The organism is Pseudomonas sp. LPB4.O (assembly GCF_038383825.1).
GTDB lineage: Bacteria > Pseudomonadota > Gammaproteobacteria > Pseudomonadales > Pseudomonadaceae > Aquipseudomonas > Aquipseudomonas putida.
Window position 1 is genome coordinate 4,582,489 of the sequence record NZ_CP151298.1, and the last position, 23,412, is coordinate 4,605,900.

The 23,412-nt window shown below is 63.6% G+C and carries 24 protein-coding genes; 13 read left to right on the forward strand and 11 right to left on the reverse strand.

All coding sequences use genetic code 11. The features are described 5' to 3' along the window. The first annotated feature begins 21 nt into the window (after positions 1–21). From MRBLPB4O_RS20800 to MRBLPB4O_RS20810, 3 genes are all read left to right on the forward strand, one after another. Positions 22–378 (forward strand): 4a-hydroxytetrahydrobiopterin dehydratase, encoded by a 357-nt coding sequence (locus MRBLPB4O_RS20800; protein WP_019472967.1) that lies wholly within the window; start codon positions 22–24, stop codon positions 376–378. A gap of 190 nt (positions 379–568) precedes the next feature. Then, on the forward strand, positions 569–697 hold the full coding sequence (locus MRBLPB4O_RS20805; RefSeq protein WP_016488505.1) for a hypothetical protein: 129 nt from the start codon (positions 569–571) through the stop codon (positions 695–697). Between the two features lie 90 nt (positions 698–787). Next, a complete protein-coding gene (locus tag MRBLPB4O_RS20810) occupies positions 788–1,975 on the forward strand; it encodes an MFS transporter (protein WP_084967286.1) in 1,188 nt (395 codons plus the stop codon). Between the two features lie 124 nt (positions 1,976–2,099). Here MRBLPB4O_RS20810 and MRBLPB4O_RS20815 read toward each other — a convergent pair whose 3' ends face one another. Next, a complete protein-coding gene (locus tag MRBLPB4O_RS20815; protein WP_341796466.1) occupies positions 2,100–5,120 on the reverse strand; it encodes an FAD-binding and (Fe-S)-binding domain-containing protein in 3,021 nt (1,006 codons plus the stop codon). Positions 5,121–5,272: 152 nt separating this feature from the next. Here MRBLPB4O_RS20815 and MRBLPB4O_RS20820 point away from each other — a divergent pair, with 152 nt between their 5' ends. Continuing rightward, positions 5,273–6,157 carry a LysR substrate-binding domain-containing protein gene (locus MRBLPB4O_RS20820; protein ID WP_341796467.1) on the forward strand — a complete coding sequence of 295 codons (885 nt, stop codon included), beginning with the start codon at positions 5,273–5,275 and terminating at the stop codon, positions 6,155–6,157. A 166-nt stretch (positions 6,158–6,323) separates the two neighbouring features. Here the strand turns inward: MRBLPB4O_RS20820 and MRBLPB4O_RS20825 are convergent, their stop codons facing one another. The 6 genes from MRBLPB4O_RS20825 to MRBLPB4O_RS20850 all read right to left on the reverse strand — a co-directional run bounded on the left by MRBLPB4O_RS20825 (position 6,324) and on the right by MRBLPB4O_RS20850 (position 12,833). Further along, entirely contained in the window at positions 6,324–7,742 is a 1,419-nt protein-coding gene (locus tag MRBLPB4O_RS20825) for an amino acid permease (RefSeq protein ID WP_341796468.1), read from the reverse strand. Between the two features lie 722 nt (positions 7,743–8,464). Further along, positions 8,465–9,532 carry a 23S rRNA pseudouridine(2605) synthase RluB gene (gene rluB, locus MRBLPB4O_RS20830; protein WP_132846931.1) on the reverse strand — a complete coding sequence of 356 codons (1,068 nt, stop codon included), beginning with the start codon at positions 9,530–9,532 and terminating at the stop codon, positions 8,465–8,467. A gap of 192 nt (positions 9,533–9,724) precedes the next feature. Further along, complete coding sequence (scpB, locus tag MRBLPB4O_RS20835) at positions 9,725–10,492, reverse strand: SMC-Scp complex subunit ScpB (protein ID WP_341796469.1); 768 nt, start codon at positions 10,490–10,492, stop codon at positions 9,725–9,727. Continuing rightward, positions 10,479–11,204 carry a ScpA family protein gene (locus MRBLPB4O_RS20840; RefSeq protein ID WP_162801848.1) on the reverse strand — a complete coding sequence of 242 codons (726 nt, stop codon included), beginning with the start codon at positions 11,202–11,204 and terminating at the stop codon, positions 10,479–10,481. The genes scpB and MRBLPB4O_RS20840 overlap by 14 nt, the downstream gene beginning before the upstream one ends. Positions 11,205–11,329: 125 nt before the next feature. Beyond that, positions 11,330–11,959: an L-threonylcarbamoyladenylate synthase gene (locus MRBLPB4O_RS20845; RefSeq protein ID WP_041167971.1), complete on the reverse strand. Its 630-nt coding sequence runs from the start codon at positions 11,957–11,959 to the stop codon at positions 11,330–11,332. Positions 11,960–11,972: 13 nt separating this feature from the next. Continuing rightward, positions 11,973–12,833, reverse strand: a complete 861-nt coding sequence (locus MRBLPB4O_RS20850) for a PHP domain-containing protein (RefSeq protein WP_016498473.1) — start codon at positions 12,831–12,833, stop codon at positions 11,973–11,975. A 67-nt stretch (positions 12,834–12,900) separates the two neighbouring features. On the opposite strand from MRBLPB4O_RS20850, the gene MRBLPB4O_RS20855 reads away from it, so the two are divergent. The 5 genes from MRBLPB4O_RS20855 to MRBLPB4O_RS20875 all read left to right on the forward strand — a co-directional run bounded on the left by MRBLPB4O_RS20855 (position 12,901) and on the right by MRBLPB4O_RS20875 (position 16,534). Further along, entirely contained in the window at positions 12,901–13,494 is a 594-nt protein-coding gene (locus MRBLPB4O_RS20855) for a septation protein A (protein ID WP_341796470.1), read from the forward strand. 1 nt (position 13,495) lies between these two features. Next, positions 13,496–13,795: a YciI family protein gene (locus MRBLPB4O_RS20860; protein ID WP_012273585.1), complete on the forward strand. Its 300-nt coding sequence runs from the start codon at positions 13,496–13,498 to the stop codon at positions 13,793–13,795. Between the two features lie 142 nt (positions 13,796–13,937). After that, positions 13,938–14,615: a response regulator transcription factor gene (locus MRBLPB4O_RS20865; RefSeq protein WP_016498471.1), complete on the forward strand. Its 678-nt coding sequence runs from the start codon at positions 13,938–13,940 to the stop codon at positions 14,613–14,615. Between the two features lie 101 nt (positions 14,616–14,716). After that, positions 14,717–15,133, forward strand: a complete 417-nt coding sequence (locus MRBLPB4O_RS20870; protein WP_016498470.1) for a Spy/CpxP family protein refolding chaperone — start codon at positions 14,717–14,719, stop codon at positions 15,131–15,133. A gap of 60 nt (positions 15,134–15,193) precedes the next feature. After that, positions 15,194–16,534, forward strand: coding sequence for a HAMP domain-containing sensor histidine kinase (locus tag MRBLPB4O_RS20875; RefSeq protein ID WP_341796471.1), 1,341 nt, complete (start codon positions 15,194–15,196; stop codon positions 16,532–16,534). Between the two features lie 133 nt (positions 16,535–16,667). On the opposite strand, the gene MRBLPB4O_RS20880 is transcribed toward MRBLPB4O_RS20875, so the two are convergent. After that, positions 16,668–17,222, reverse strand: a complete 555-nt coding sequence (locus tag MRBLPB4O_RS20880) for an NAD(P)H nitroreductase (RefSeq protein WP_341796472.1) — start codon at positions 17,220–17,222, stop codon at positions 16,668–16,670. Positions 17,223–17,324: 102 nt separating this feature from the next. Between MRBLPB4O_RS20880 and MRBLPB4O_RS20885 the strand changes: the two genes are divergently transcribed. After that, positions 17,325–18,779 (forward strand): TrkH family potassium uptake protein, encoded by a 1,455-nt coding sequence (locus MRBLPB4O_RS20885; RefSeq protein ID WP_016498467.1) that lies wholly within the window; start codon positions 17,325–17,327, stop codon positions 18,777–18,779. On the opposite strand, the gene MRBLPB4O_RS20890 is transcribed toward MRBLPB4O_RS20885, so the two are convergent. After that, the gene (locus tag MRBLPB4O_RS20890; protein WP_049275127.1) at positions 18,736–19,797 is read right to left on the reverse strand and encodes an AraC family transcriptional regulator; all 1,062 of its coding nucleotides are present in this window, start codon (positions 19,795–19,797) and stop codon (positions 18,736–18,738) included. The two genes, MRBLPB4O_RS20885 and MRBLPB4O_RS20890, sit on opposite strands and share 44 nt — an antisense overlap. Positions 19,798–19,951: 154 nt before the next feature. Here MRBLPB4O_RS20890 and MRBLPB4O_RS20895 point away from each other — a divergent pair, with 154 nt between their 5' ends. After that, positions 19,952–20,263, forward strand: coding sequence for a DUF962 domain-containing protein (locus MRBLPB4O_RS20895; protein ID WP_016498465.1), 312 nt, complete (start codon positions 19,952–19,954; stop codon positions 20,261–20,263). Between the two features lie 49 nt (positions 20,264–20,312). Here MRBLPB4O_RS20895 and MRBLPB4O_RS20900 read toward each other — a convergent pair whose 3' ends face one another. Beyond that, positions 20,313–21,125: a UDP-2,3-diacylglucosamine diphosphatase gene (locus MRBLPB4O_RS20900; protein ID WP_341796473.1), complete on the reverse strand. Its 813-nt coding sequence runs from the start codon at positions 21,123–21,125 to the stop codon at positions 20,313–20,315. Positions 21,126–21,252: 127 nt separating this feature from the next. On the opposite strand from MRBLPB4O_RS20900, the gene MRBLPB4O_RS20905 reads away from it, so the two are divergent. Both MRBLPB4O_RS20905 and MRBLPB4O_RS20910 read left to right on the forward strand, forming a co-directional pair. Next, positions 21,253–22,020: an AraC family transcriptional regulator gene (locus MRBLPB4O_RS20905; protein ID WP_341796474.1), complete on the forward strand. Its 768-nt coding sequence runs from the start codon at positions 21,253–21,255 to the stop codon at positions 22,018–22,020. Between the two features lie 167 nt (positions 22,021–22,187). Beyond that, positions 22,188–23,078, forward strand: a complete 891-nt coding sequence (locus MRBLPB4O_RS20910; RefSeq protein ID WP_341796475.1) for a DMT family transporter — start codon at positions 22,188–22,190, stop codon at positions 23,076–23,078. Here the strand turns inward: MRBLPB4O_RS20910 and MRBLPB4O_RS20915 are convergent, their stop codons facing one another. Further along, complete coding sequence (locus MRBLPB4O_RS20915) at positions 23,079–23,360, reverse strand: SelT/SelW/SelH family protein (protein WP_016498461.1); 282 nt, start codon at positions 23,358–23,360, stop codon at positions 23,079–23,081. It abuts the gene before it with no gap. Between the last annotated feature and the right edge of the window lie 52 nt (positions 23,361–23,412).

The following is a 23,412-nucleotide window of genomic DNA, read 5'->3' on the forward strand; positions in this document are numbered from 1 at the left end:
CTCGAACTGGAAAGACACCCCATGAATGCCTTGAACCAAGCCCATTGCGAAGCCTGCCGCGCCGACGCACCGAAAGTCTCCGACGAAGAGCTGGCCGAGCTGATTCGCGAAATCCCGGACTGGAACATCGAAGTACGTGACGGCCACATGGAGCTTGAGCGCGTGTTCCTGTTCAAGAACTTCAAGCACGCCTTGGCGTTCACCAACGCCGTGGGCGAAATCGCCGAAGCCGAAGGCCACCACCCAGGGCTGCTGACCGAGTGGGGCAAGGTTACCGTCACTTGGTGGAGCCACTCGATCAAAGGCCTGCACCGCAATGACTTCATCATGTGCGCGCGCACTGACAAGGTGGCTGAAACGGCTGAAGGCCGTAAGTGACCACTAAAAAATGGGGCCCAGACGGCCCCATTTTTTATGGGAAAAATGTGCGCTGTTCGCCCGCAAAACCGACAAGCGACCGGTAAAAAATCCAAACTGTCATCCAGACTTGTGTATCCTGCCCCAGCTTTGCGAAGCTTCAACCGCGCCTGGCGCAGACTTTTCACTCACACTTGCGAGGAACGACGAGATGCACGAAATCCCGAATCTTCCCTTCCCAAGCCTGAACCCAGAAGAGCCATCCGTGACCGTTCACGCCGAACCGGCAGCTGCCGTCGAGCAGGATGGTGACGATCAATCCAGCGCTGACCAGGAATAACTGCGCATCCCCGACTGTGTGAAAACGGCTGACCTGCGGGCTACCCCCGTCATCACGTTTTCACACCGTCCTGAACACACGTAGGTCCCCATGCCCGACTCACCGCGCCCCCTTGCGGTCACCCTGCAAGTCGTCTCCATCGTCCTCTTCACCTTCATCGGCTACCTGAACATCGGCATCCCACTGGCCGTGCTGCCCGGCTATGTGCATAACGACCTGGGTTTCAGCGCCGTGGTCGCTGGCCTGGTGATCAGCGTGCAGTACCTGGCCACCTTGCTCAGCCGCCCCACCGCCAGCCGCATCATCGACAACCATGGCAGCAAGAAAGCCGTCATGTATGGCTTGGTCGGCTGCGGGCTTAGCGGGGTATTCATGCTGGCTTGCGCCTTCCTCACCCACCTGCCATGGCTGAGCCTGACCTGCCTGCTGGTAGGCCGCCTGGTGCTGGGCAGCGCCGAAAGCCTGGTGGGCTCGGGCGCGATTGGCTGGGGCATCGGCAGGGTGGGCGCCGAAAACACCGCCAAGGTCATCTCCTGGAACGGCATCGCCAGCTATGGCGCACTGGCCATCGGCGCGCCCCTGGGTGTGCTGATGGTCAAGGGCCTTGGGCTGTGGAGCATGGGCGTCAGCATCATCCTGCTGTGCGCCCTTGGCCTGCTGCTGGCCTGGCCCAAGCAGGCCGCGCCTATTGTCAGCGGTGTACGCCTGCCGTTCCTGCGGGTGCTGGGCAAGGTGTTCCCGCACGGCTCGGGACTGGCCCTGGGCTCGATCGGCTTTGGCACCATCGCCACCTTCATCACCCTGTACTACGCCAGCCGTGGCTGGGCTGATGCGGCGTTGACCCTGAGCCTGTTCGGCGCCAGCTTCATCAGCGCGCGGCTGCTGTTCGGCAACCTGATCAACCGGATTGGCGGGTTCAGGGTGGCGATTGCCTGCCTGTCGGTGGAAACACTCGGGCTGCTGATGCTGTGGCTGGCTCCCAGTGCCGAACTGGCATTGGCGGGTGCAGCACTGAGCGGGTTTGGTTTCTCGCTGGTGTTCCCGGCATTGGGCGTGGAGGCGGTGAACCAGGTGTCGGCGGCCAACCGCGGCGCGGCGGTGGGGGCGTATTCGCTGTTCATCGATTTGTCGCTGGGGGTGACCGGGCCACTGGTGGGCGCGGTGGCGGCGGGGTTCGGGTTTGCTTCGATGTTTCTGTTTGCGGCGGCTGCCGCGGCTTGCGGGCTGGTGTTGAGCCTGTATCTGTACCGACAGGCGCGGAGTAGCCGCAGCCACTAACAAGCGGGGGCGCTTTGCGCCCCATTCGCGGCACAAGGCCGCTCCTACAGGGGGCACGCTATCACTTGTAGGAGCGGCCTTGTGCCGCGAATGGGCTGCAAAGCAGCCCCCGAGGCCCTGAAGATTAACGCTGAGCGTACTGCAACACCACTTCCAGCGGGTGGCGCATCTTGCGCTCGGTCATGCGCTTGACCTGGCTACGGCACGAGTAGCCCGTCGCCAACGGCTCCCCTTCCTTGTTCAGCTTGGTCGCCCAGCTCTGCTCGAAGATGGTCCGCGATGTCTCCTGGTTACGCGCCTCGTGCCCGTAGGTACCGGACATGCCGCAGCACCCCGTCGCCTCGGTCACCAGCTTCAGGCCCAAACGCTCAAACACCTGCTCCCACTGCCGGGTGCTGGCTGGCACGTTGGTCTTCTCGGTGCAATGCGCCATCAGGCGGAAGTTGCCCGGCGCGGTCGGCGCCTGCTCGGGCAGCACATCCATCAGCCACTCCTGCGGCAACAGCACCTTCGGGCAACCTTCCAGCCCCGGCACTTTCTGGTATTCCTGGCGATACACCAGGGTCATCGCCGGGTCCAGGCCCACCAGCGGCACGCCGCAGTCGGCCAGGGCCTTGAGCTGGGTGGCGTTGCGGATCGCCGCCTTGGCGAATGCACCGAGGAATCCCTGCACATGCAGCGGCTTGCCGTTGGCGCTGTACGGCGCCAGGAACACCCGATGACCCAGGCGGTGGGCCAGGTCGATAAAGGCTGACAGCAGCGGCGTTTCGAAGTAGCGGGTAAAGGCGTCCTGCACCAGCACTATGCTGCGTTCGCGCTGGGCCGGGGTCAGTTCACGCAGGGCCGGCACACTGGCCACGCCAACTCGGCAGCGGGTCAGGGTGGCCTGGAAGTTGAAACGGCTGATCAGCGGGCTGTCGACCATGCCGATCTTGTCGGCCAGCAGCCTGGTCACCCACTTCGAGCCCATGACCGCGTTGTAAAGCCCTGGCGCGTGGGCCAGGTACGGAATGCTGAATTCCAGCGAGCCAATCAGGTAGTCACGCAGCGGGCGCTGGTAGCGGCCGTGGTACAACTCGAGGAAGCGTGAACGGAAGTCCGGCACGTTGACCTTGATCGGGCACTGCCCGGCGCACGACTTGCACGCCAGGCATCCGGCCATGGCGTCATACACTTCATGGGAGAAATCTTCCTGCCCCTGGCTGCGTGCGCGGTTGTTGCGCAGGCGCGCTGGCAGGCCCTTGAGCCACGACACCTTGTTGCGCGCCGCGGCCAGCACGTCGATGTTCGCCTCGCCCTGCAGGCGCAGCCATTCGCGCATCAGCGAAGCACGGCCCTTTGGCGAATGCTGGCGTTCGCGGGTGGCCTTCCACGACGGGCACATGGCGTCGTTGGGGTCGTAGTTGTAGCAGGCGCCGTTGCCGTTACAGTGCACGGCACTGGGGAAGTCCTGCCACACGCGCTCGTCGATGGTACGGTCGAGGTCGCCGCGCAGGGTCACGCCATCGACCGGGGTCAGGCCTTCGGCGCTGCCTGGCGGGGTGCAGATCTTGCCCGGGTTGAGCTGGTTGTGCGGGTCAAAGGCACCCTTCAGGCGCTGCAGCGCCGGGTACAGCTCGCCGAAGTACTCCGGCACGTATTCGGAGCGAAGGCCTTTGCCGTGCTCGCCCCACAGCAAACCGCCGTAGCTTTTGGTCAGCGCCGCCACCGCATCGGAAATCGGCTTCACCAGCGCAGCCTGGGCCGGGTCTTTCATGTCCAGTGCCGGGCGTACGTGCAGCACGCCGGCATCGACGTGGCCAAACATGCCGTAGGTCAGGCCGTAGCCATCGAGCAGCGCGCGGAAGTCGGCGATGTAGTCGGCCAACTGCTCCGGCGGTACCGCGGTGTCTTCGACAAACGGCTGCGGGCGCACCTCGCCCTCGACGTTACCCAGCAAGCCCACCGAGCGCTTGCGCATGACGTAGACGCGAGTGACCGCCTCGGCGCCTTCTGCCAGGGTATGCCCCAGGCGCTCGACGCTGGTGTCCGCCTGCAAGTGTTCGACAAAAGCCTGCACCCGGGCGTTGACCTCGGCCGGCTCGTCGCCACAGAACTCCACCAGGTTGATGCCCAGGGTGGGGCGCTCGGGGTCGGCCGGGAAGTATTCGGCAACGCTGTGCCAGACGATGTCCTTCATCGCCAGCATCAACACCCTGGAGTCGACGGTCTCGATCGACAGCGGCTTGTGTGCCATCAGCGCGTTGGCGTCGCGCAGGGCATCCATGAAGCTGGTATAGCGCACGTTGACCAGCACCGCGTACTTGGGGATCGGCAGCACGTTGAGCTTGGCTTCGACCACGTAACCCAGCGAGCCTTCGGCGCCACACAGCACGCTGTTGAGGTTGAAGCGGCCCTGCTCGTCGCGCAGGTGCGCCAGGTCGTAGCCGGTCAGGCAACGGTTGAGTTTGGGGAAGGTGGTTTCGATCAGTTCAGCCTGTGTTTCCTGAATCTCGCGGGCCATGCGGTACACCTCGCCGACCCGGCCGGGCGCGGCGCAGGCCTGCTCCAGTGCTGCATCGTCGATCGGCAGGCTGTGCAGGCGCTCGCCACCGAGCAGCACGCTGTGCAGCTCCAGTACGTGGTCGCGGGTCTTGCCATAGGTGCAGCTGCCTTGGCCGCTGGCGTCGGTGTTGATCATGCCGCCGACCGTGGCGCGGTTGGAGGTGGACAGTTCGGGGGCGAAGAACAGGCCGTGCGGCTTGAGCGCGGCATTGAGCTGGTCCTTGACCGTACCGGCCTGCACCCGCACCCAGCGCTCCTCGACGTTGATTTCGAGGATCTTGTTCATGTGCCGCGACAGGTCGACGACGATGCCGTCAGTCAGCGACTGGCCGTTGGTGCCGGTGCCACCGCCGCGCGGGGTCAGCTTGACCTCCTGGAAGCGCGGGTCACCCATCAGCGTGGCAACCCGCGCCACGTCGTCGGCGTCCAGCGGGAACACCGCCGCCTGGGGCAAGCGCTGGTAGATCGAGTTATCGGTGGCCAGCACGGTACGGGTGCCGTAGTCGGCACTGATCTGGCCACGGAAGCCGCTGCTGCGCAGGGCTTCGAGGAATTCGGGGTAGTTGGCGCTCGGTGCAACGGTCGGCAGCTGGGCGATCATCGAAGGATGGCCTCTTGATATTGGCTAATTCACGGGATTCCTGTCGCTCCGGCATAGGTGTTGCCATGCCGGGGTGACGTATAGGCCAATGTTCCTGTAGTTTCGCCTCAGGGGCAAACGGATAATCCTGCCGCTATCAATGACTTTTATGAATGAATTACCGCCACCTGACACCGTCCATGTCGCTGCTGCTGGCATTCGAGGCCGCCGCCCGGCATGAAAGCTACACCCGCGCCGCAGCCGAACTGTCCCTGACCCAGAGCGCGGTCAGCCGCCAGGTGCAGGCGCTGGAACAGCAACTGGGCCTGACCCTGTTTCGCCGCGAAGGCCGCCAGGTGCAGCTGACCGATGTCGGCCGCCTGTACCAGCGCGAGCTCAGCGAGGCATTGGGGCGCATCCGCAGCGCCACCCTGCAGGCACTGGCCTACCAGTCAGGGGTGGGCACCTTGCGCCTGGCCACCCTGCCCACCTTCGGCTCGAAATGGCTGCTGCCGAGGCTGCATGCGTTCTACAGCGCCCACCCGGGCATGCTGGTGCACATTCATTCGCGCATCGAAGCCATCAACTTCGACACCAGCGAAATCGATGCCGCCATCGGTGTGGCCAGCCATGACCTGCCGGGGCTGATCTGCCATCGCCTGCATGCCGAGGAACTGGTGGTGATCCTGCCGCCGGAGGCCGGCGCAGATAGCCAGGGCTGGAGCCCGGCAAGGATCAGTGAAGAGGTGCTGTTGAATGTGGCCAACAACCCGCATGCGTGGGGCGAGTGGTTTTCGCACCATAGCCTGCCGCACCGGTCGATGCGCCTGGGGCCGAGCTTCGAGCTGACCTCGCATTTGATCCAAGCAGTGCGCGCCGGGATTGGCATCGGCCTGGTGCCGCGCATTCTGGTGGAGGAGGAGCTGGCCAAGGCAGAGCTGTACAGCCCTGGGGTAGCGTTTGCCAGCCAGCGCAGTTACTACCTGATCTATCCGCCCCGGAATGAGGCCTTGCCATCGTTACGGGCGTTCAGGAGCTGGTTGCTGGAACAGATCTGAAGGATACGTTGCCTGTGCCGGCCTCTTCGCAGCGCAAGGCTGCTCCTACACAGGGAACGGCGTCCGCCTGTAGGAGCAGCCTTGCGCTGCGAAGAGGCCGGGGCAGACAACAAAAAACCCCAAGTCAGTCGCCTGACTTGGGGTTTCTGCAGACTACGTTGCCGAGTTACTTGGCTGCGGTACCCGCAACTCCACCGGCATTCATCCTGCGGCGCGGCTTGACCATGTAGACAACGAACATCGCAAACAGCCACACCGGGATCGCATACACCGAAACCTGAATGCCTGGGATCATCAGCATGATGCCCAGAATCAGCACCACGAAGGCCATTACCACGTAGTTGCCATAGGGATACCACAGCGCCTTGAACAGCGGCTTCTGGCCAGTACGGTCCAGGTGCTGACGGAACTTCAGGTGTGAGTAGCTGATCATCGCCCAGTTGATCACCAGGGTAGCCACTACCAGCGACATCAGCAGCTCCAGGGCGTTCTGCGGCATCAGGTAGTTGAGCAGCACGGCGACAAGGGTAACGGCAGCCGACACCAGGATCGCACGCACTGGCACGCCACGCTTGTCGACCTTGGCCAGCGATGCCGGGGCATCGCCCTGCTCGGCCATGCCCAGCAGCATGCGGGCGTTGCAGTAGGTGCCGCTGTTGTACACCGACAGCGCGGCGGTCAATACCACGAAGTTCAGCAGGTGGGCGGCCACGTCACTGCCCAGCAGCGAGAACACCTGCACGAACGGGCTGCTGCCGTAGCTGCCACCCGAGGCATCGATGCTGGCGACCAGGTTGTCCCACGGGGTCAGCGACAGCAGCACCACCAAGGCACCGACATAGAAGATCAGGATGCGGTAGATGACCTGGTTGATCGCCTTCGGGATCACAGTCTTCGGCTTGTCGGCCTCGGCAGCGGTGAAGCCGAGCATTTCCAGGCCACCGAAGGAGAACATGATGAACGCCAGGGCCATGACCAGCCCGCTGACACCGTTCGGGAAGAAGCCGCCATGGGACCACAGGTTGGCGATGGTGGCGTCCGGGCCACCGCTGCCGCTGGTGAGCAGGTAGGCACCCAGGCCGATCATGCTGACGATGGCCACGACCTTGATGATGGCAAACCAGAATTCGGCTTCACCGAAGAACTTCACGTTCATCAGGTTAATGGCGTTGATCAGCACGAAGAACGCCGCCGCCGTGACCCAGGTAGGGATCTCCGGCCACCAGTAGTGAACATACTTGCCCACCGCCGAAAGCTCCGACATGCCCACCAGGATGTACAGCACCCAGCAGTTCCAGCCCGACAGGAAGCCGGCGAAACCACCCCAGTAAGTGTGGGCAAAGTGGCTGAACGAGCCGGCCACCGGCTCTTCGACAATCATTTCGCCAAGCTGGCGCATGATCATGAAGGCGATGAAGCCGCAAATGGCGTAGCCAAGGATCATTGACGGGCCGGCGGATTTCATCACGCCTGCAGAGCCGAGGAACAAGCCGGTACCAATCGCACCACCAAGGGCGATCAACTGGATGTGGCGGTTCTTCAGGCCCCGCTTGAGCTCGCCTGAATGCATGTTTTGTCCACTCATGAACGAAGTCACCTGCATTGTTTTTATCTGTGACGGAATCGGACCCACCGCGCTCGTGGCGCAGCGGAATGGGCAAGGTGATTACCTTGGGTTTCTTGACCTCAGGTGCCGCCGAGGCGGATCAACCAGGCGTGATCAAGAGTGCGCGGTACGCAAGAGGGTCACAGGTAAAACGCGGCGCACTGTATACCCCTGCAAACGCGCAGGCGTCAACGCGTTGCGTCCTTCCATCCGGAAAAAACGCAGCGATCCTGTGGTGTGGGCCTTGAAAGGCGGAGTGATCGGCGTACATGGCGCCTCCATTTGTTGTTTTGTCAGCCCGGCTCTGTGGACGGGCTCTTGCACACGGCAATGGCGGCTATAACACCGTGGGGACGGGGGTTTGGGCAAGGGTGGGAGGGCCCGGGACAGCGGCTTTGTCACCTGGACGCCGGCAAGGTTTGTTTACACGATTGGGCTTGATCTGAAATGCGGACTGAAACCGGCTACATTCGTATAAATTTCTTTACAGGGCGGTTCAGGAACTTGCCAGTCGTCCGAAAAATCTTTTTTGTTCAATATCTTGGGGCCGCTTTGCGGCCCTTTCGCGGCACAAGGCCATCCCTACAATGGCCGCGCAAGACCTCAAAGACCGGTCGTATGGGCTGCAAAGCAGCCGCCAATTCCCACAGGCATAAAAAAACCAGCCCGAAGGCTGGTTTCTTGATTACCACACTGGCTCATCAGCCACGCGGCTTGCCGCGACCACGGCCTGCCGGCTTGTCACCCTCAGGCTTGCCCGGGCGCTTGCGCATATCGCTTGGGCGCTCGGCCACCGTGCTGCCACGGTTAGGTTTACGCGGAGCCTCTTCACGCGGCTGACGCGCCGGGCGCTCACCAGTAGCGGCACCTTCGTGAGCCGGGCGCAGGTTGCGCACGCGCTCGCCACGGCCCAGCGGGCGGGTCGACTTGCGCTGCAGGCGCTCCATCTTGTCCTTGGCCTTGAGCTTCATGGCAGGCAGCGCCACTGGCTGCAGGCCCACTTCGGCGGCCAGGATGTCGATTTCGCCCTGGCTCATTTCACGCCAGCGGCCCATCGGCAGGTCGGAGTTGAGGAACACCGGGCCGAAACGCACGCGCTTCAGGCGGCTGACCACCATGCCCTGGGATTCCCACAGGCGACGTACTTCACGGTTACGGCCTTCCATCACCACGCAGTGGTACCAGTGGTTGAAGCCTTCGCCACCTGGTGCCTTCTGGATGTCGGTGAACTTGGCCGGGCCGTCTTCCAGCATTACGCCGGCTTTCAGGCGCTCGATCATCTCGTCGTCGACTTCACCACGCACACGTACCGCATACTCACGGTCCATCTCGTAGGACGGGTGCATCAGGCGGTTGGCCAGTTCACCGTCGGTGGTGAACAGCAGCAAGCCGGTGGTGTTGATGTCGAGGCGGCCGATGTTGATCCAGCGGCCTTCTTTTGGCCGTGGCAGGCGGTCGAACACGGTCGGACGGCCTTCCGGGTCGTCACGGGTGCAAATTTCGCCATCGGGCTTGTTGTACATGATCACCCGGCGAGTGGCCTCGGCGGCCTCTTCGCGCTTGATCAGCTTGCCGTCTACGGCAATGGCGTCGTGCAGGTCGACGCGCTGGCCAAGGGTGGCTGCGACGCCGTTGACCTTGATGCGGCCCTGGCTGATCCAGGCCTCGACGTCACGGCGCGAACCCACGCCAATGCGCGCCAGCACTTTCTGCAGCTTTTCGCCGGATGGCGGGGTGATTTCGGTATCTTGCAGGTCTTGCTCACTCATCTGGGCACCTCCCGGTGTAGGAATGAAAACAGGTTCTTGGCGACGAACGCGCCAAAAGGCCGCGCATCATACGCGGTTCGGCAATAGAACGCACTGGAGGTTAGAGGGTTTTGCAAGTATTGGGAGCGGTTTCAGCCTAGTGGTCTTGTGTTGATCTCACTGGCCCTATCGCCGGCACTGCCAAAAGAAGAATCAGGGCTGTAACTTCCCTTCTTCTTCCACGGAAGCCTCGGGCTCGTCTTCGCGCAAATCATCAAAATCAATCTTCAGCCCCTCCTCCATGGCATCCAGTTCCACCAGCAAGCTACGGAAGCTGGTTTCGTCCTTTGGCTCAGCAACCTCTTCGTCCCCAAGGCTGGCATCCGCCAACGCCTGCAGGTGCGCCGGCACGGGCGCGTCATCCGGGTCGAGCAGCGGCTCCGGCTCCATTTCGCGCAACTCGGCCAGGGCCGGCAGCTCATCCAGGCTCTTGAGGTTGAAATGGTCGAGAAACCCTTTGGTGGTGGCAAACATCGCTGGCCGCCCGGGCACTTCGCGGTAGCCGACCACGCGAATCCACTCGCGCTCGACCAGGGTCCTGATGATGTTACTGTTCACCGCAACGCCCCGTACGTCTTCAATCTCGCCACGGGTGATGGGCTGGCGGTAGGCGATCAGGGCCAGGGTTTCGAGCAGCGCGCGCGAATAACGCTGCGGGCGCTCTTCCCACAGGCGCCCGACCCAGGGCGCAAAGTCTTCGCGGATTTGCAGGCGGTAGCCGCTGGCCACTTCCTTGAGTTCGAAGGCACGGCCGCTGCACGACTTGCCAAGCACCTCAAGGGCCTGCCTGAACACGTGGGGCTCGGGGCGCTCGCCCTCTTCGAGCAGCTCGTACAAGCGCTCCAGGGATTGCGGCTTGCCCGAAGCCAGCAAAAAAGCTTCGATCAGTGACGCCAGGTCGCGGGGGTCATTCAGGTTCATCAGGTTCTTCAACAAGCGCTGGGCGAAGCCGCACGTGGATGGCGGCGAAGGGTTCATTCTGCACCAGTTCGATCAGCGATTCCTTCACCAGTTCGAGCACCGCCATGAAGGTAACCACCACACCCAGCTTGCCCTCTTCGGCGGCAAACAGCGCGCCGAACGGCACGAAAGCACCGCCCTTGAGGCGCTCCAGCACCTGGCTCATGCGCTCGCGGGTAGACAAGGTCTCACGGCTGATCTGGTGGCTTTCGAACAGGTCGTTGCGGCGCATTACCTCGGCCATGGACACCAGCAGCTCTTCCAGGCTGACCTGCGGCAACAGCTTGCGCACCTTGGCCTGCGGTGCTTCCAGGCGCGGCACCACGACATCGCGGCCCACCCGTGGCAGTTCGTCGATGCCTTCGGCCGCAGCCTTGAAACGCTCATACTCCTGCAGGCGGCGGATCAGCTCGGCGCGCGGGTCGCCCTCCTCTTCCTCGACATCGGCTGAACGTGGCAGCAGCATGCGCGACTTGATCTCGGCCAGCATGGCGGCCATCACCAGGTACTCGGCGGCCAGCTCCAGGCGCACGCTCTTCATCAGCTCCACATAGCCCATGTACTGGCGGGTGATTTCCGCCACCGGGATGTCGAGGATGTCGATGTTCTGCTTGCGGATCAGGTACAGCAACAGGTCCAGCGGCCCTTCGAAGGCTTCGAGGATGACTTCCAGAGCATCCGGCGGGATGTACAGGTCCAGCGGCATTTCGGTCAGGGCTTCGCCGTAGACCAAGGCCAGTTGCAGCTGCCGAGGGGCGTCGGCCTGTTCAGCCGGCGCCTCGGGCGTTTCCACCTGGCTCACGCGCTGACCAGAAACGGCGTGGGGTCGCCGCAGCCTTCGCGGATCAGTTCCGGCTCATCGCCGGACAAGTCGATGATGGTCGACGCCTTGAGGTCGCCGAAACCGCCGTCGATCACCAGGTCAACGTGGTGCTCCAGCCGCTCACGGATTTCGTGAGGGTCGGTCATTGGCTCGCTGTCGCCCGGCAGGATCAGGCTCACACTCATCAGCGGCTCGCCCAACTCGGCCAGCAAGGCCAGCGTGATGGCGTGGGCCGGTACGCGCAGGCCAATGGTGCGACGCTTGTCATGCAACAGCAGCCGCGGCACTTCACGGGTGCCGTTGAGGATGAAGGTATACGGCCCCGGCACATGCGCCTTGAGCAGACGGAAGGTGCCGGTGTCGACCTTGGCGTACAACCCCAGCTGAGACATGTCACAGCACATCAGGGTGAAGTTGTGCGTCTTGTCCAGCCCGCGCAGGCGACGCACCCGCTCAATCGCCGCCTTGTCACCCATCTGGCAGCCCAGCGCGTAGGCCGAGTCGGTCGGGTACACCACCACGCCACCCTTGCGGATGATCTCGACGGCCTGTTTTATCAGGCGCGCCTGGGGGTTCTCCGGATGAATCTGGAAAAATTGGCTCACGTAGTCATCCTGTTCATAGCGCCAAAGGCTGTTCATGGCTGAATCGACGCCACAGAGGTGGCAGGTCCTCGGGCAAAGGCCGGTAGGCACCGATCTCTCCCCAGGTGCCGGGGCCGTGGAAGTCACTGCCAGCGCTTGCCAGCAGACCGAACTCACGCGTAAGGATGGACATCGTGCCCACCTGCTCGGCCGGCATCATCCCGTTGACCACCTCAAGTGCCTGCCCGCCTGCCTGAATATAGTCGGCAATCAGCCTTCTGCGCTTGCTGCGGGTCAGGTCGTAATGCATCGGGTGGGCCAGGCTCACCCATGCTTTGGACTGGCGCAGGGTGGCGACAGTTTCGTCGAGGGTCGGCCAGTGCTGCTTGACGTCGCCCAGCTTGCCGGCACCCAGCCATTTGCGAAACGCCTCACCACGGTCCTTGACGTGCCCGGCCCGCACCAGGTACTCGGCAAAATGCGGGCGCGCCGGGGCGTTGCCGCTGTCGCCCAGTTCGTGCTGCACGGCGCGGGCGCCCTCCAGCGTGCCGGGCATGCCTTTGGCCGCCAGCCGTTTGTCGATTTCTTCGGCGCGCAACCAACGCCCCCGGTGCAGTGATTCAATCGCTGCCAGCAAGGGCGGCGCGTCCAGTGGGAAGTCATAACCCAGCACATGGATGGTCGCGCCACCCCAGGTGCACGACAATTCCACCCCGCTGACCCAATGCATGCCCCGTTCAGTGCAGGCCTGGCGTGCTTCGGCCAGGCCTTCGAGAGTGTCATGGTCAGTCAGTGCCAGCGTTTGCACCCCGTGCTCATGGGCCCGGGCAACCAGTACCGAGGGCGACAGGGCGCCGTCGGAGGCCGTACTGTGACAGTGCAGATCAACATTCATGGAGGAGCGCTTTCGCTGGAATCGATGTTTGTTATTATGCCGTCACATCCCGATTCTGGCTGCCATTGTGAAACAATTCATCGATTTCATCCCGCTGCTGCTGTTCTTCATCGTCTACAAGCTGGACCCGCGCCCCATGGAAGTCGCCGGCCACAACTTCGAATTCGGCGGTATCTACAGTGCCACGGCCATGCTGATCATCAGCTCGCTGGTGGTGTACGGCGCGCTATTCCTGCGCCAGCGCAGGCTGGAAAAGGGCCAGTGGCTGACCCTGGTGGCCTGCCTGGTGTTTGGCGGCCTGACCCTGACCTTCCACAGTGAAACCTTCCTCAAGTGGAAAGCGCCGGTGGTGAACTGGCTGTTCGCGCTGGGCTTTGCCGGCAGCCACTTCATCGGTGACCGGGTGCTGATCAAGCGCATCATGGGCCATGCCCTGACCCTGCCCGATGCCGTCTGGTCCCGCCTGAACGTTGCCTGGATCGCCTTCTTCCTGTTCTGCGGCGCGGCCAACCTGTTCGTCGCCTTCACCTTCCAGGACTTCTGGGTCGACTTCAAGGTGTTCGGCAGCCTGGGCATGACCGTGATCTTCCTGGTGGCGCAAGGCGTGTACCTGTCGCGCCACCTGCACGACGACCCTTCCATTACCAAACCCAAGGATTGACATGCTCTACGCCATCATCGCCAGCGACGTCGCAAACTCCCTGGAAAAGCGCCTGGCTGCCCGCCCGGCGCACATCGAACGTCTACAGCAGCTCAAGGCCGAAGGCCGCGTGGTGCTGGCCGGCCCACACCCGGCCATCGACAGCAACGACCCGGGCGAAGCCGGTTTCAGCGGTAGCCTGATCGTTGCCGAATTCGAATCGCTGGCTGCGGCGCAGGCCTGGGCCGATGCCGATCCTTACATTGCTGCAGGCGTGTACGACAAAGTCGTCGTCAAGCCGTTCAAGCAAGTACTTCCTTGACCTGAGACTGAGTCGCCTTCTTCGCGGGCTTGCCCGCGAAGAGCTGACGCGGTACCCGCAGTTATACGATTGCCATCAGTCTGCGGTATCTTTGCCACTGGCGGGCCGAATAGCCGCCGTCAATGGTTGAATTGAGTGAGTCATGAGCGAGCTGTTACTGATTGATGATGACCAGGAGCTGTGCGAGCTGCTCGGCAGCTGGTTGACCCAGGAAGGGTTCACGGTACGTGCCTGCCACGATGGCCAGAGCGCACGCCAGGCCCTGGCCGAGTACGCGCCGGCGGCCGTGGTACTGGACGTGATGCTGCCCGATGGCAGCGGCCTGGAGCTGCTCAAGCAATTGCGCAGCGAGCATACCGAGCTGCCAGTACTGATGCTCTCTGCACGCGGCGAGCCGCTGGACCGCATTCTCGGCCTGGAACTGGGCGCCGACGACTACTTGGCCAAACCTTGCGATCCGCGCGAGCTCACAGCCCGTCTGCGGGCAGTACTGCGCCGCAGCCACCCCACCGCCACCACCAGCCAGGTGGAACTGGGCGACCTGGTGTACAGCCCGGCACGTGGCGTGGCCAGCATCGACGGCCGTGAAATGACCCTGACCCTGTCGGAAAGCCGCATTCTTGAAGCCCTGCTGCGCCAACCCGGCGAACCGCTGGACAAGCAGGAGCTGGCGCAGATCGGCCTGGGCCGTAAACTGACTCTGTACGACCGCAGCCTGGACATGCATGTCAGCAACCTGCGCAAGAAGATCGGCCCACATGCCGATGGCCGTCCACGCATCGTGGCGCTGCGTAGCCGTGGCTATTACTACTGCCTCTGACCATCTTTACCGAGCCTTTACCATCCGCTGACTGCGCTTGACGGTGATCTCCCTAGACTGTGCTCATCCGGTAACCACCGGCCTATGAAAGGAGAGACACCATGCGCAAGACCCTTATCGCCCTGATGTTCGCCGCCGCCCTGCCGACCGTGGCCATGGCCATGCCTGAAGGCGGCCCGCGTCACGACGGCCCGCATCATCGCGGTGATGCGCCTTTCCATCAACTGGACCTGAGCCGCGACCAGCGCCAGCAGATCGGCAAGCTGATGGGCGAGCAGATGCAGCAGCGTCGTGAAATCAACGAGCGCTACTTGGCCAAGCTGCCAGCCGCCGACCAGAAAGCCATGAAGGACGAGCTGCAAGCCAGCCGCGACAAGACCGACACAGCAGTGCGCAATCTGCTCAAACCTGAGCAGCAGAAGAAGTTCGACGAACTGCAAAAGGAACGCGCCGCAAAGAAAGCCGAGTGGCAGGAGTTCCAGGCCTGGAAAGCTGAAAAAGGCACCAAGGCTCAGTAAGCTGTACGCCCGATGCCCGGCCCGTCTCCCTGCGGGCCGGGCTTTTACCGTTTACAGGAGGTGCACTTGCGTTCACTGTTCTGGCGCATTCTGGCCAGTTTCTGGCTGGCCATTACCCTGGTCGCAGGCCTGTCGATCCTGCTGGGCCACATGCTCAACCAGGACGCCTGGATCCTTAGCCGCCACCCGGGCCTGAATACCCTGGCCAGCAAGTGGGCCAAGCATTACGAGCAGGAAGGCCTGGATGCGGCACAGCACTTTCTGGAACGGCGCAAGGATCGCTACAAGATCGACGTGCAGGTGCTCGACGACAGTGGCGAGGCCGTGGTGCCCGGCACCTTCCCACGCCGTGCGGCAGCCTTCGAGGCACGCCAGCACAATGACGAGCGGCGCCTGCCATGGCGCCGGCTGACCGAGGAATACACCAGCCCCGAGACCGGCGATACCTACCTGCTGATCTACCGCATTCCCCATCCGGCGCTGGATGCCTGGCACCGCGAAAGCCTGATGTGGCCGCTCAGTGCCCTGGGGATTGCGCTGGTGGTACTGACCCTGTTCAGCCTGCTGGTCACACTGTCCATCACCCGCCCGCTAAGCCGCCTGCGCAGCGCGGTGCATGACCTGGGCCAGACCACCTACCAGCAGAACAGCCTGGCGCAACTGGCGGCACGGCGTGACGAGTTTGGCGTGCTGGCCAAGGACTTCAACAAGATGGGCGCGCGCCTGCAAAGCACCATTGGCAGCCAGCGCCAGTTACTGCGCGATGTATCCCATGAGCTGCGCTCGCCGCTGGCCAGGCTGCGCATTGCCCTGGCCTTGGCCGAGCGCGCCGGGCCCGAGCAGCGCGAGACCTTGTGGCCGCGCCTGACCCGCGAGTGCGACCGCCTGGAAGACCTGATCAGCGAAATCCTTGCCTTGGCCCGGGTCGATGCCGAGCAGGCGCATGCCGAGCCGGTCGACCTCAATGCCCTGCTCGGCAGCGTACGCAAGGACGCCCTGCTCAGCTCACCAGACCAGGACGTGCGCCTGGAGGCGCAGCCGGGGTTGACCCTGCACGGCTGGCCAACGCTGATCGAACGTGCCGTGGACAACCTGCTGCGCAACGCCCTGCGCTTCAACCCGCCGGGTCAGCCGGTGGAAGTGAACGCCGTGCGTGAGCAGGACCGTATCGTGATCAGCGTGCGTGACCATGGGCCCGGGGCGGCAGCCGAACACCTGGCGCAGCTGGGCGAACCGTTCTTCCGCGCACCGGGGCAGGACGCGCCGGGGCATGGCCTGGGGCTGGCGATTGCGCGCAAGGCGGCAGAGCGCCATGGCGGGAGTCTGGTGCTGGACAACCATCCACAGGGGGGCTTTGTGGCCAGGCTGGAGTTGCCCTTGGCTGAAGCTACTGGCAGTTGATGGGATTTAAAGGCTACTGACCTCTTCGCGGGGCAAGCCCGCTCCTACAGGTACGGTGCAGGTATCAGGCATCGCACAGTACCTGTGGGAGCGGGCTTGCCCCGCGAAGAGGCCAGTGGCCCTGATGCAATAATCAGCCCCAGGCGCTGACGAACTCGGCAGTGTCCAGCACCGGCGCAGTGCGCGGCTCGGTCAGCGGCGTGCCGACATACAGGTAGCCGATCAACTCTTCGTTCTCGGCCAGCCCCAAGCCCTTGTGCACATGGGCATCGAAGGCCATGTCCCCGGTGCGCCACACCGCCCCGACGCCTTGCGCATGCGCGGCAATCAGAATGCCGTGCGCTGCACAGCCCGCGGCCAGGCGCTGCTCGGACTTGGGCACCTTGAAGTGGTCCTGCAGCTTGGCAATTACCACGATCAGCAACGGTGCCCGCAACGGCATGGCGCGGGCCTTGTCCAGCGCTGCCTGGCTGGCATCGCCCTTGTTCTGCACGGCTTCAGCGAACAGCTCGCCCAGCTTTTCACGGCCCTGGCCTTCGATGGTGAGGAAACGCCATGGCCGCAGCTGGCCATGATCCGGGGCGCGCAAGGCAGCCTGGAACAGCGCCTCGCGCTGGGCGGCATTGGGTGCCGGTTCGGTCAGGCGTGGCACGGAAACACGGTTGAGCAATGCGTCGAGAGCCTCCATCGGCTACCCTCCTGGCAGTTGAATGTGCGGCCATTCTAGCGTTTACATCACCAGACCCATAGGTAGAATGGCGCCCTTCCGTTTCGAGTCAGAGCAGATCACATGGCGTTGCCGACCTTAAGGATCATTGGTTTCATCATCGGCATCTTCCTGATTACCCTCGCCGTCGGCATGGCCGTGCCCATGGCGACCCTGGTGATCTTCGAGCGCACCGGTGACATGCCGTCCTTCCTCTGGTCGAGCCTGATCACCTTCATCGCCGGCCTGGCCCTGGTGGTACCGGGCCGCCCCGAGCATGTGCACCTGCGCCCGCGTGACATGTACCTGCTGACGGTCAGCAGCTGGCTGGTGGTGTGCGTGTTTGCCGCCTTGCCGTTCCTGCTGACCCAGCACATCAGCTACACCGATGCCTTCTTCGAGAGCATGTCGGGCATTACCGCTACCGGCGCTACCGTGCTCAGCGGGCTCGATACCATGTCCCCGGGTATCCTCATGTGGCGCTCGATGCTGCACTGGCTGGGCGGCATCGGCTTCATCGCCATGGCGGTAGCGATCCTGCCATTGCTGCGCATCGGTGGCATGCGCCTGTTCCAGACCGAATCGTCCGACCGCTCGGAAAAGGTCATGCCGCGCTCGCACATGGTCGCCAAGTCGATCGTCGGGGTGTACGTCGGCTTCTCGATCCTCGGCTCGCTGGCCTTCTGGTGGGCGGGCATGAGCCCGTTCGATGCAATCAACCACGCCATGTCGGCCATCTCCACCGGTGGTTTCTCCACCTCCGACCAGTCGCTGGCAAAATGGGATATCCCGGCCGTGCACTGGGTCGCGGTGGTGGTCATGATCATGGGCAGCCTGCCGTTCACCCTTTATGTAGCCACCCTGCGCGGCAACCGCAAGGCACTGATCCGTGACCAGCAGGTGCAGGGTTTGCTGGGCATGCTGCTCGTTACCTGGCTGGTGCTGGGCACCTGGTACTGGTACAGCACCAACCTGCACTGGCTCGACGCCCTGCGCCACGTGGCGTTGAACGTGACCTCGGTGGTCACCACCACAGGCTTCGCCCTGGGCGACTACAGCCTGTGGGGCAACTTCTCGCTGATGCTGTTCTTCTACCTGGGCTTCGTCGGCGGCTGCTCCGGCTCGACGGCAGGCGGTATCAAGATTTTCCGCTTCCAGGTGGCCTACATCCTGCTCAAGGCCAGCCTCAACCAACTGATCCACCCACGCGCGGTGATCAAGCAGAAATACAATGGCCACCGGCTCGACGAAGACATCGTGCGTTCGATTCTGACGTTCTCGTTCTTCTTCGCCATTACCATCTGCGTCATGGCCCTGCTGCTGTCGTTACTGGGCGTGGACTGGATGACCGCATTGACCGGCGCAGCCGGCACGGTGTCGGGTGTGGGCCCGGGCCTGGGTGAAGTGATCGGCCCGTCGGGCAACTATGCCACGCTGCCGGACGCGGCCAAGTGGATCCTGGCGGCCGGCATGCTGCTTGGCCGCCTGGAAATCATTACGGTGCTGGTGCTGTGTATGCCGGCGTTCTGGCGTCACTGACCACTTCGGGATCCGCGCCCAGGCGGGCGCGATACTCGCTGGGGGTAACATCGAACCAGCGGCGGAACGCCCGGTAGAAGTTGCTGGGGTCGGCGAAACCCAGCAGGTAGGCGGTTTCCAGCAGTGTCATGCCCGGCTGGGCCAGGTATTGTTCGGCCAGCTCGCGACGGGTGTCATCGAGCAACGTCTGGAAACTGGTGCCCTCCTCCTGCAGTCGCCGCTGCAAGGTGCGCTGCGACAGGTGCAGGGCCTGAGCCAGGGTTTCGCGCTTGGGCTCGCCCTGCGGCAGGATGCGGCACAACACCTGGCGCACGCGGTGGGTAACCCGGCTTTCGGAAAAGCGTGCCAGGTACTCCCCGGCAAAACGGTCGTGCAACACCGCCATGGCCTCGTTGGCAGTCGGCAGCGGCGCTTCCATGTCGGCCCGCTCGAATACCAGCGCATCGTGCGGCGCACCGAACACCAGAGGTGAATGGAACGCCACCTTGTAGGGCTCGACATTCTTTGGCTGCGGCCCCTGCACCAATACCCGGCGCGGCTGCACCGGCCGACCGCTGAGCCACTTGCACAACGCCAGCGCACAGGCCAGCGATGCTTCGGCACTGTGCCGGGTCGGCGGCAAGTGGTCACCATGCACCGTCAGGATCAGCGAGTAGCCTTCGGCGCCAAGCACGAAACTGAGGTCGGAGCTTTCGGCGATGATGCGCTGGTAACGCACCAGGCGCTGGAAACCCTCGGCCAAAGTGCGGCTGGACATCAATGCATAGCCCACCACATGGAACGATGCAGGGCGTACTACCCGCGCCATGTTCAGGCCGATGGCTTCATTGCCCGATAACTCCACCGCCAACTGCCAGAGCCGGGTCATGGAGTCCTGGGGGAAACGTGCATCGGGGTCGTCAAGGGCAGCGAAGTCCAGCCCCAGCTGCTTGAACATGGACGGGCAGTCCAGTCCTTCCAGTTCGAGTGCCTTCACAATCCCTGATGCCCAACTGGCTGACGTGGTTCTTTCGCTCATGACAGGCTTCTTTTTACCGACCGCTCCTGCGGTGAACCCCAAGGATACTCAATTGGCGCCTATTGTCACTGGTAGGCCCCGTCAGTCACTCTAGACTCGAATCAGGCTCCACGCCGTGCATCTTGTCCAGAAGTATTAATCCCGGAGCACTGCCATGAACCGCACAGCGCAGTATCGCAGTTTTGCCGAGTTCTACCCCTACTACCTGGGGGAGCACAGCAATCCCACCTGCCGCCGGCTGCACTTTGTCGGCACCAGCCTGGTGATTGCCCTGCTGGCCTATACCATCGGCAGTGGCAAATGGTTGCTGCTGCTGGCCGTGCCCCTGTTTGGCTACGGCTTTGCCTGGGTCGGGCATTTCTTTTTTGAAAAGAACCGGCCGGCGACCTTCACCTACCCGCTGTACAGCCTGGCCGGGGATTTCGTGATGTTCAGGGATATCCTGCTGGGCAAGATCAGCCTGTAGATTCGGGGGCCGCGAAAGGGCTGCAAAGCAGCCCCATGGCCCTCAAGCCCTACGCCGGCTCGCGCAACGCCGCCACCGCCTGCGCTTCCCGTGCCTGGGCATCGGCCAGCCGGTACAGCTCGATGCTGCCATCCCAGTGCTCGATCAGCGCCGTGCACGACTCCACCCAGTCCCCGCAATTGAGGTACTCCACCTCCCCCACCTTGCGGATCTCGGCATGGTGGATATGCCCGCACACCACCCCATGAAAGCCACGCCGGGTGCACTCGTGGGCAATGGCATCCTCGAAGTCGCTGATGAAGTTCACCGCGCCCTTGACCTTGTGCTTCAGGTACGCCGACAGCGACCAGTAACCATAGCCATACCGCGCACGCCAGTGGTTGAGCCAGCGGTTGAGCACCAGGGTGAACTCGTAGGCACGGTCACCGAGAAACGCCAGCCAGCGATGGTAACGGGTAATCACGTCGAACTGGTCGCCGTGGATCACCAACAGGCGGCGCCCATCGGCGGTCAGGTGCTCGGCTTCATCCACCAGCTGGATATTGCCCAGGATCAGCCTGGAGTATCGGCGCAGGAATTCGTCATGGTTGCCGGTGACGTAGATCACCTCGGTACCGCGCTTGCTCATGGTCAGCAGGCGGCGGATCACGTTGGTGTGGGCTTGCGGCCAGTAGATGCCGCCGCGCAGTTTCCAGCCATCGATGATGTCGCCTACCAGGTACACGCGGTCGGCCTGGTAACCCTTTAGGAACTGCGACAGGTGTTCGGCCTGGCAGTCTCGGGTCCCCAGGTGCACATCGGAGATCCACAAGGTACGCACGCGTTGCTTGCGCGAGGGACGGGAGAGTTCGGCATGGCTCATGGACAGGCTCCGGCGCAGTTTGCTGGAGACTGGCAGGCGCGCATGACAGCGCCGTGGCAAAACGGTTACGAGTGATGGCCTGCAGGGAATGAGGCACAATGCGCATCTGCCCTGCGAGGACGCCCCCATGACCGCCGGCCCGATCCTCTCGCTGCGCCACTATCGCGACAGCCTGATCGCCCACAGCCACGAACACCCGCAACTGGTGTTTGGCCTGCGCGGCCGCCTGGAGTTCGAGGTGCAGGGGCAAGGCGCCGGGATCGACCGGCAGGGGCTGGTGGTGGTACCGGCGGGCGCGCATCACACCTGCGCCAGCGATGCCGGCAGCCACTGCCTGGTGCTAGATGTGCCTGGGGAGCAGTGGCTGCACGAGCAGTTGGGCGAGCATGCCGATGCCAGCCGCCGCCTGCTCGACCGCCCCGCCGCACTGGGCCTGGACAACCGTCAGCAGCAGTTGGTCGACTGGCTGGCGGCCAGCCCCATGGACGACCCGCTGATTGCCCGGCAAGGCGCAGCGCTGTTGCTGGCCAGCCTGAACCCAACGGCGGCAGCCAACGTGCGCCCCAGCCAGCGCTTGCCTTATGCCGCGTTCGATGCGCACATCGAGCAACATGCTGCCTACCCACTGCAGGTGGCCGACTTGGCGCGGCTGGCCGGGCTGTCCAGTGCCCGGCTGCACGCGCGTTTTATCGCGGAATGCGGGATGACGCCGATGGACTACATCCGCCAGCGGCGGTTGCTGAAGGCGCGGCGGCTGGTGGTGCAGACCTTGTTGCCGATGGGGGAAATTGCGGCGCAGGTGGGGTATGGCTCGCAGAGTGCGTTTTCAGCGGCGATGTTGCGGGCGTTCGGGTGTACGCCAATGGCTCTGCGGCGAGAGTCTGGCGACAACTGACAGCAGTCTTGCGACAGAAATCGTTGGCCTGTGGTTTTACACTTTGCCAGTGCCGGCCTCTTCGCAGCACAAGCCTGCTCCCACACAATACGCACAGTCCCTGTAGGAGCAGCCTTGTGCTGCGAAGAGGCCGGCAAAGTCGATAAAGATCTTGAGCAAGGACCACCATGAACCACCGCACCGCCCTCGGCGCACTGCACATTGGCGCACTGTTCTTTGGCCTGACCGGCGTCTTCGGCAAACTGGCCGCCAGCGCCAGCCCGTCGATCATCGTCTTCGGCCGCGCCGCCTTCGCCGTACTCGCCCTTGCCCTGTTCGCCAGCCTGACCGGCCCGGGCTGGCAACGCCTGAGCAGCCAGGATATCCGCCGCCTGCTGCTCGGCGGTGTGCTGCTGGCCGGCCACTGGGTCAGTTTCTTCATCGCCGTCAAAGTCGGCGGCGTGGCCATCGCCACCCTCGGCTTTGCCAGCTTCCCGGCCTTCACCGTCATCCTTGAAGGCTTGCTGTTCCGCGAGCGCATCCGCCGCAACGAGGCCGTGCTGGTACTGTTGGTCAGCATCGGTCTGATACTGGTCACGCCGGCCTTCGACCTGGCCAGCGAGGCCACTGGCGGCCTGCTCTGGGCACTGTTTTCGGGGTTGCTGTTCTCGCTGCTGTCCCTCACCAACCGCGCCGGCTCCGGGCGTTTGCCAGCGGTACAGGCTGCACTGTGGCAGAACCTGGTGGTAGGCCTGTGCCTGCTGCCGTTCGCAGCACCCGGCCTGGCAGGCGTGGCAACCATGGACTGGCTGTGGATCGCCCTGCTCGGCATCTTCTGTACCGGCGTGGCGCACAGCCTGTTCGTCGCCAGCCTGGCAGTGATCAAGGCGCGCACCGCCGCCGTGGTGTTCGGCATGGAGCCGGTCTACGGCATTGCCGTGGCCTGGGCGGTGTTCGCCGAAACCCCGACCCTGCGCATGCTGCTGGGCGGCGCGCTGATCATCTTCGCCATCGTGCTGTCCAGCCGCATGGCCACCGAGCAACCGCCCAAGCAGCGGCCTCTGGCCGAGGGCGCCTGATCAGCGGTCGTTGTGGCCAAGGTCACGCTGCGGGTCGATCTGGTCGCGCACCCGCTGCTTCAGCACCTTGGCTTCGGGGAAGCCGCCGTCGGCCTTGCGCTCCCAGATCTGCACGCCATTGCAAGTGATGCGGAAGATGCCGCCGGTACCCGGCTCCAGCGCCACCCGGCCAAGGTCGTCGGTGAAGGTGCTGAGCAGTTCCTGGGCCAGCCAGGCGGCGCGCAGCAGCCATTGGCACTGGGTGCAATAAGTAATGACGATTTCGGGCTTGTTGTCGGCCATGCTGAGGCATCTCCAGGTGAGGGGCCGCTTATACTAGCGGTCTTTAGCCCAC

Excerpts from the sequence above, each read along its gene's own strand:
- MRBLPB4O_RS20870 (WP_016498470.1), top strand. The coding sequence starts at position 14,717 with ATGCGCAAGACCCTTATCGCCCTGATGTTCGCCGCCGCCCTGCCGACC.
- MRBLPB4O_RS20810 (WP_084967286.1), top strand. The coding sequence starts at position 788 with ATGCCCGACTCACCGCGCCCCCTTGCGGTCACCCTGCAAGTCGTCTCC.
- MRBLPB4O_RS20880 (WP_341796472.1), bottom strand. The coding sequence starts at position 17,222 with ATGGAGGCTCTCGACGCATTGCTCAACCGTGTTTCCGTGCCACGCCTG.
- MRBLPB4O_RS20825 (WP_341796468.1), bottom strand. The coding sequence starts at position 7,742 with ATGAGTGGACAAAACATGCATTCAGGCGAGCTCAAGCGGGGCCTGAAG.
- MRBLPB4O_RS20890 (WP_049275127.1), bottom strand. The coding sequence starts at position 19,797 with ATGAGCGAAAGAACCACGTCAGCCAGTTGGGCATCAGGGATTGTGAAG.
- MRBLPB4O_RS20895 (WP_016498465.1), top strand. The coding sequence starts at position 19,952 with ATGAACCGCACAGCGCAGTATCGCAGTTTTGCCGAGTTCTACCCCTAC.
- MRBLPB4O_RS20865 (WP_016498471.1), top strand. The coding sequence starts at position 13,938 with ATGAGCGAGCTGTTACTGATTGATGATGACCAGGAGCTGTGCGAGCTG.
- MRBLPB4O_RS20910 (WP_341796475.1), top strand. The coding sequence starts at position 22,188 with ATGAACCACCGCACCGCCCTCGGCGCACTGCACATTGGCGCACTGTTC.
- MRBLPB4O_RS20915 (WP_016498461.1), bottom strand. The coding sequence starts at position 23,360 with ATGGCCGACAACAAGCCCGAAATCGTCATTACTTATTGCACCCAGTGC.
- scpB (WP_341796469.1), bottom strand. The coding sequence starts at position 10,492 with ATGAACCTGAATGACCCCCGCGACCTGGCGTCACTGATCGAAGCTTTT.
- rluB (WP_132846931.1), bottom strand. The coding sequence starts at position 9,532 with ATGAGTGAGCAAGACCTGCAAGATACCGAAATCACCCCGCCATCCGGC.
- MRBLPB4O_RS20860 (WP_012273585.1), top strand. The coding sequence starts at position 13,496 with ATGCTCTACGCCATCATCGCCAGCGACGTCGCAAACTCCCTGGAAAAG.
- MRBLPB4O_RS20885 (WP_016498467.1), top strand. The coding sequence starts at position 17,325 with ATGGCGTTGCCGACCTTAAGGATCATTGGTTTCATCATCGGCATCTTC.
- MRBLPB4O_RS20805 (WP_016488505.1), top strand. The coding sequence starts at position 569 with ATGCACGAAATCCCGAATCTTCCCTTCCCAAGCCTGAACCCAGAAGAG.
- MRBLPB4O_RS20905 (WP_341796474.1), top strand. The coding sequence starts at position 21,253 with ATGACCGCCGGCCCGATCCTCTCGCTGCGCCACTATCGCGACAGCCTG.
- MRBLPB4O_RS20850 (WP_016498473.1), bottom strand. The coding sequence starts at position 12,833 with ATGAATGTTGATCTGCACTGTCACAGTACGGCCTCCGACGGCGCCCTG.
- MRBLPB4O_RS20820 (WP_341796467.1), top strand. The coding sequence starts at position 5,273 with ATGAATTACCGCCACCTGACACCGTCCATGTCGCTGCTGCTGGCATTC.
- MRBLPB4O_RS20815 (WP_341796466.1), bottom strand. The coding sequence starts at position 5,120 with ATGATCGCCCAGCTGCCGACCGTTGCACCGAGCGCCAACTACCCCGAA.
- MRBLPB4O_RS20900 (WP_341796473.1), bottom strand. The coding sequence starts at position 21,125 with ATGAGCCATGCCGAACTCTCCCGTCCCTCGCGCAAGCAACGCGTGCGT.
- MRBLPB4O_RS20800 (WP_019472967.1), top strand. The coding sequence starts at position 22 with ATGAATGCCTTGAACCAAGCCCATTGCGAAGCCTGCCGCGCCGACGCA.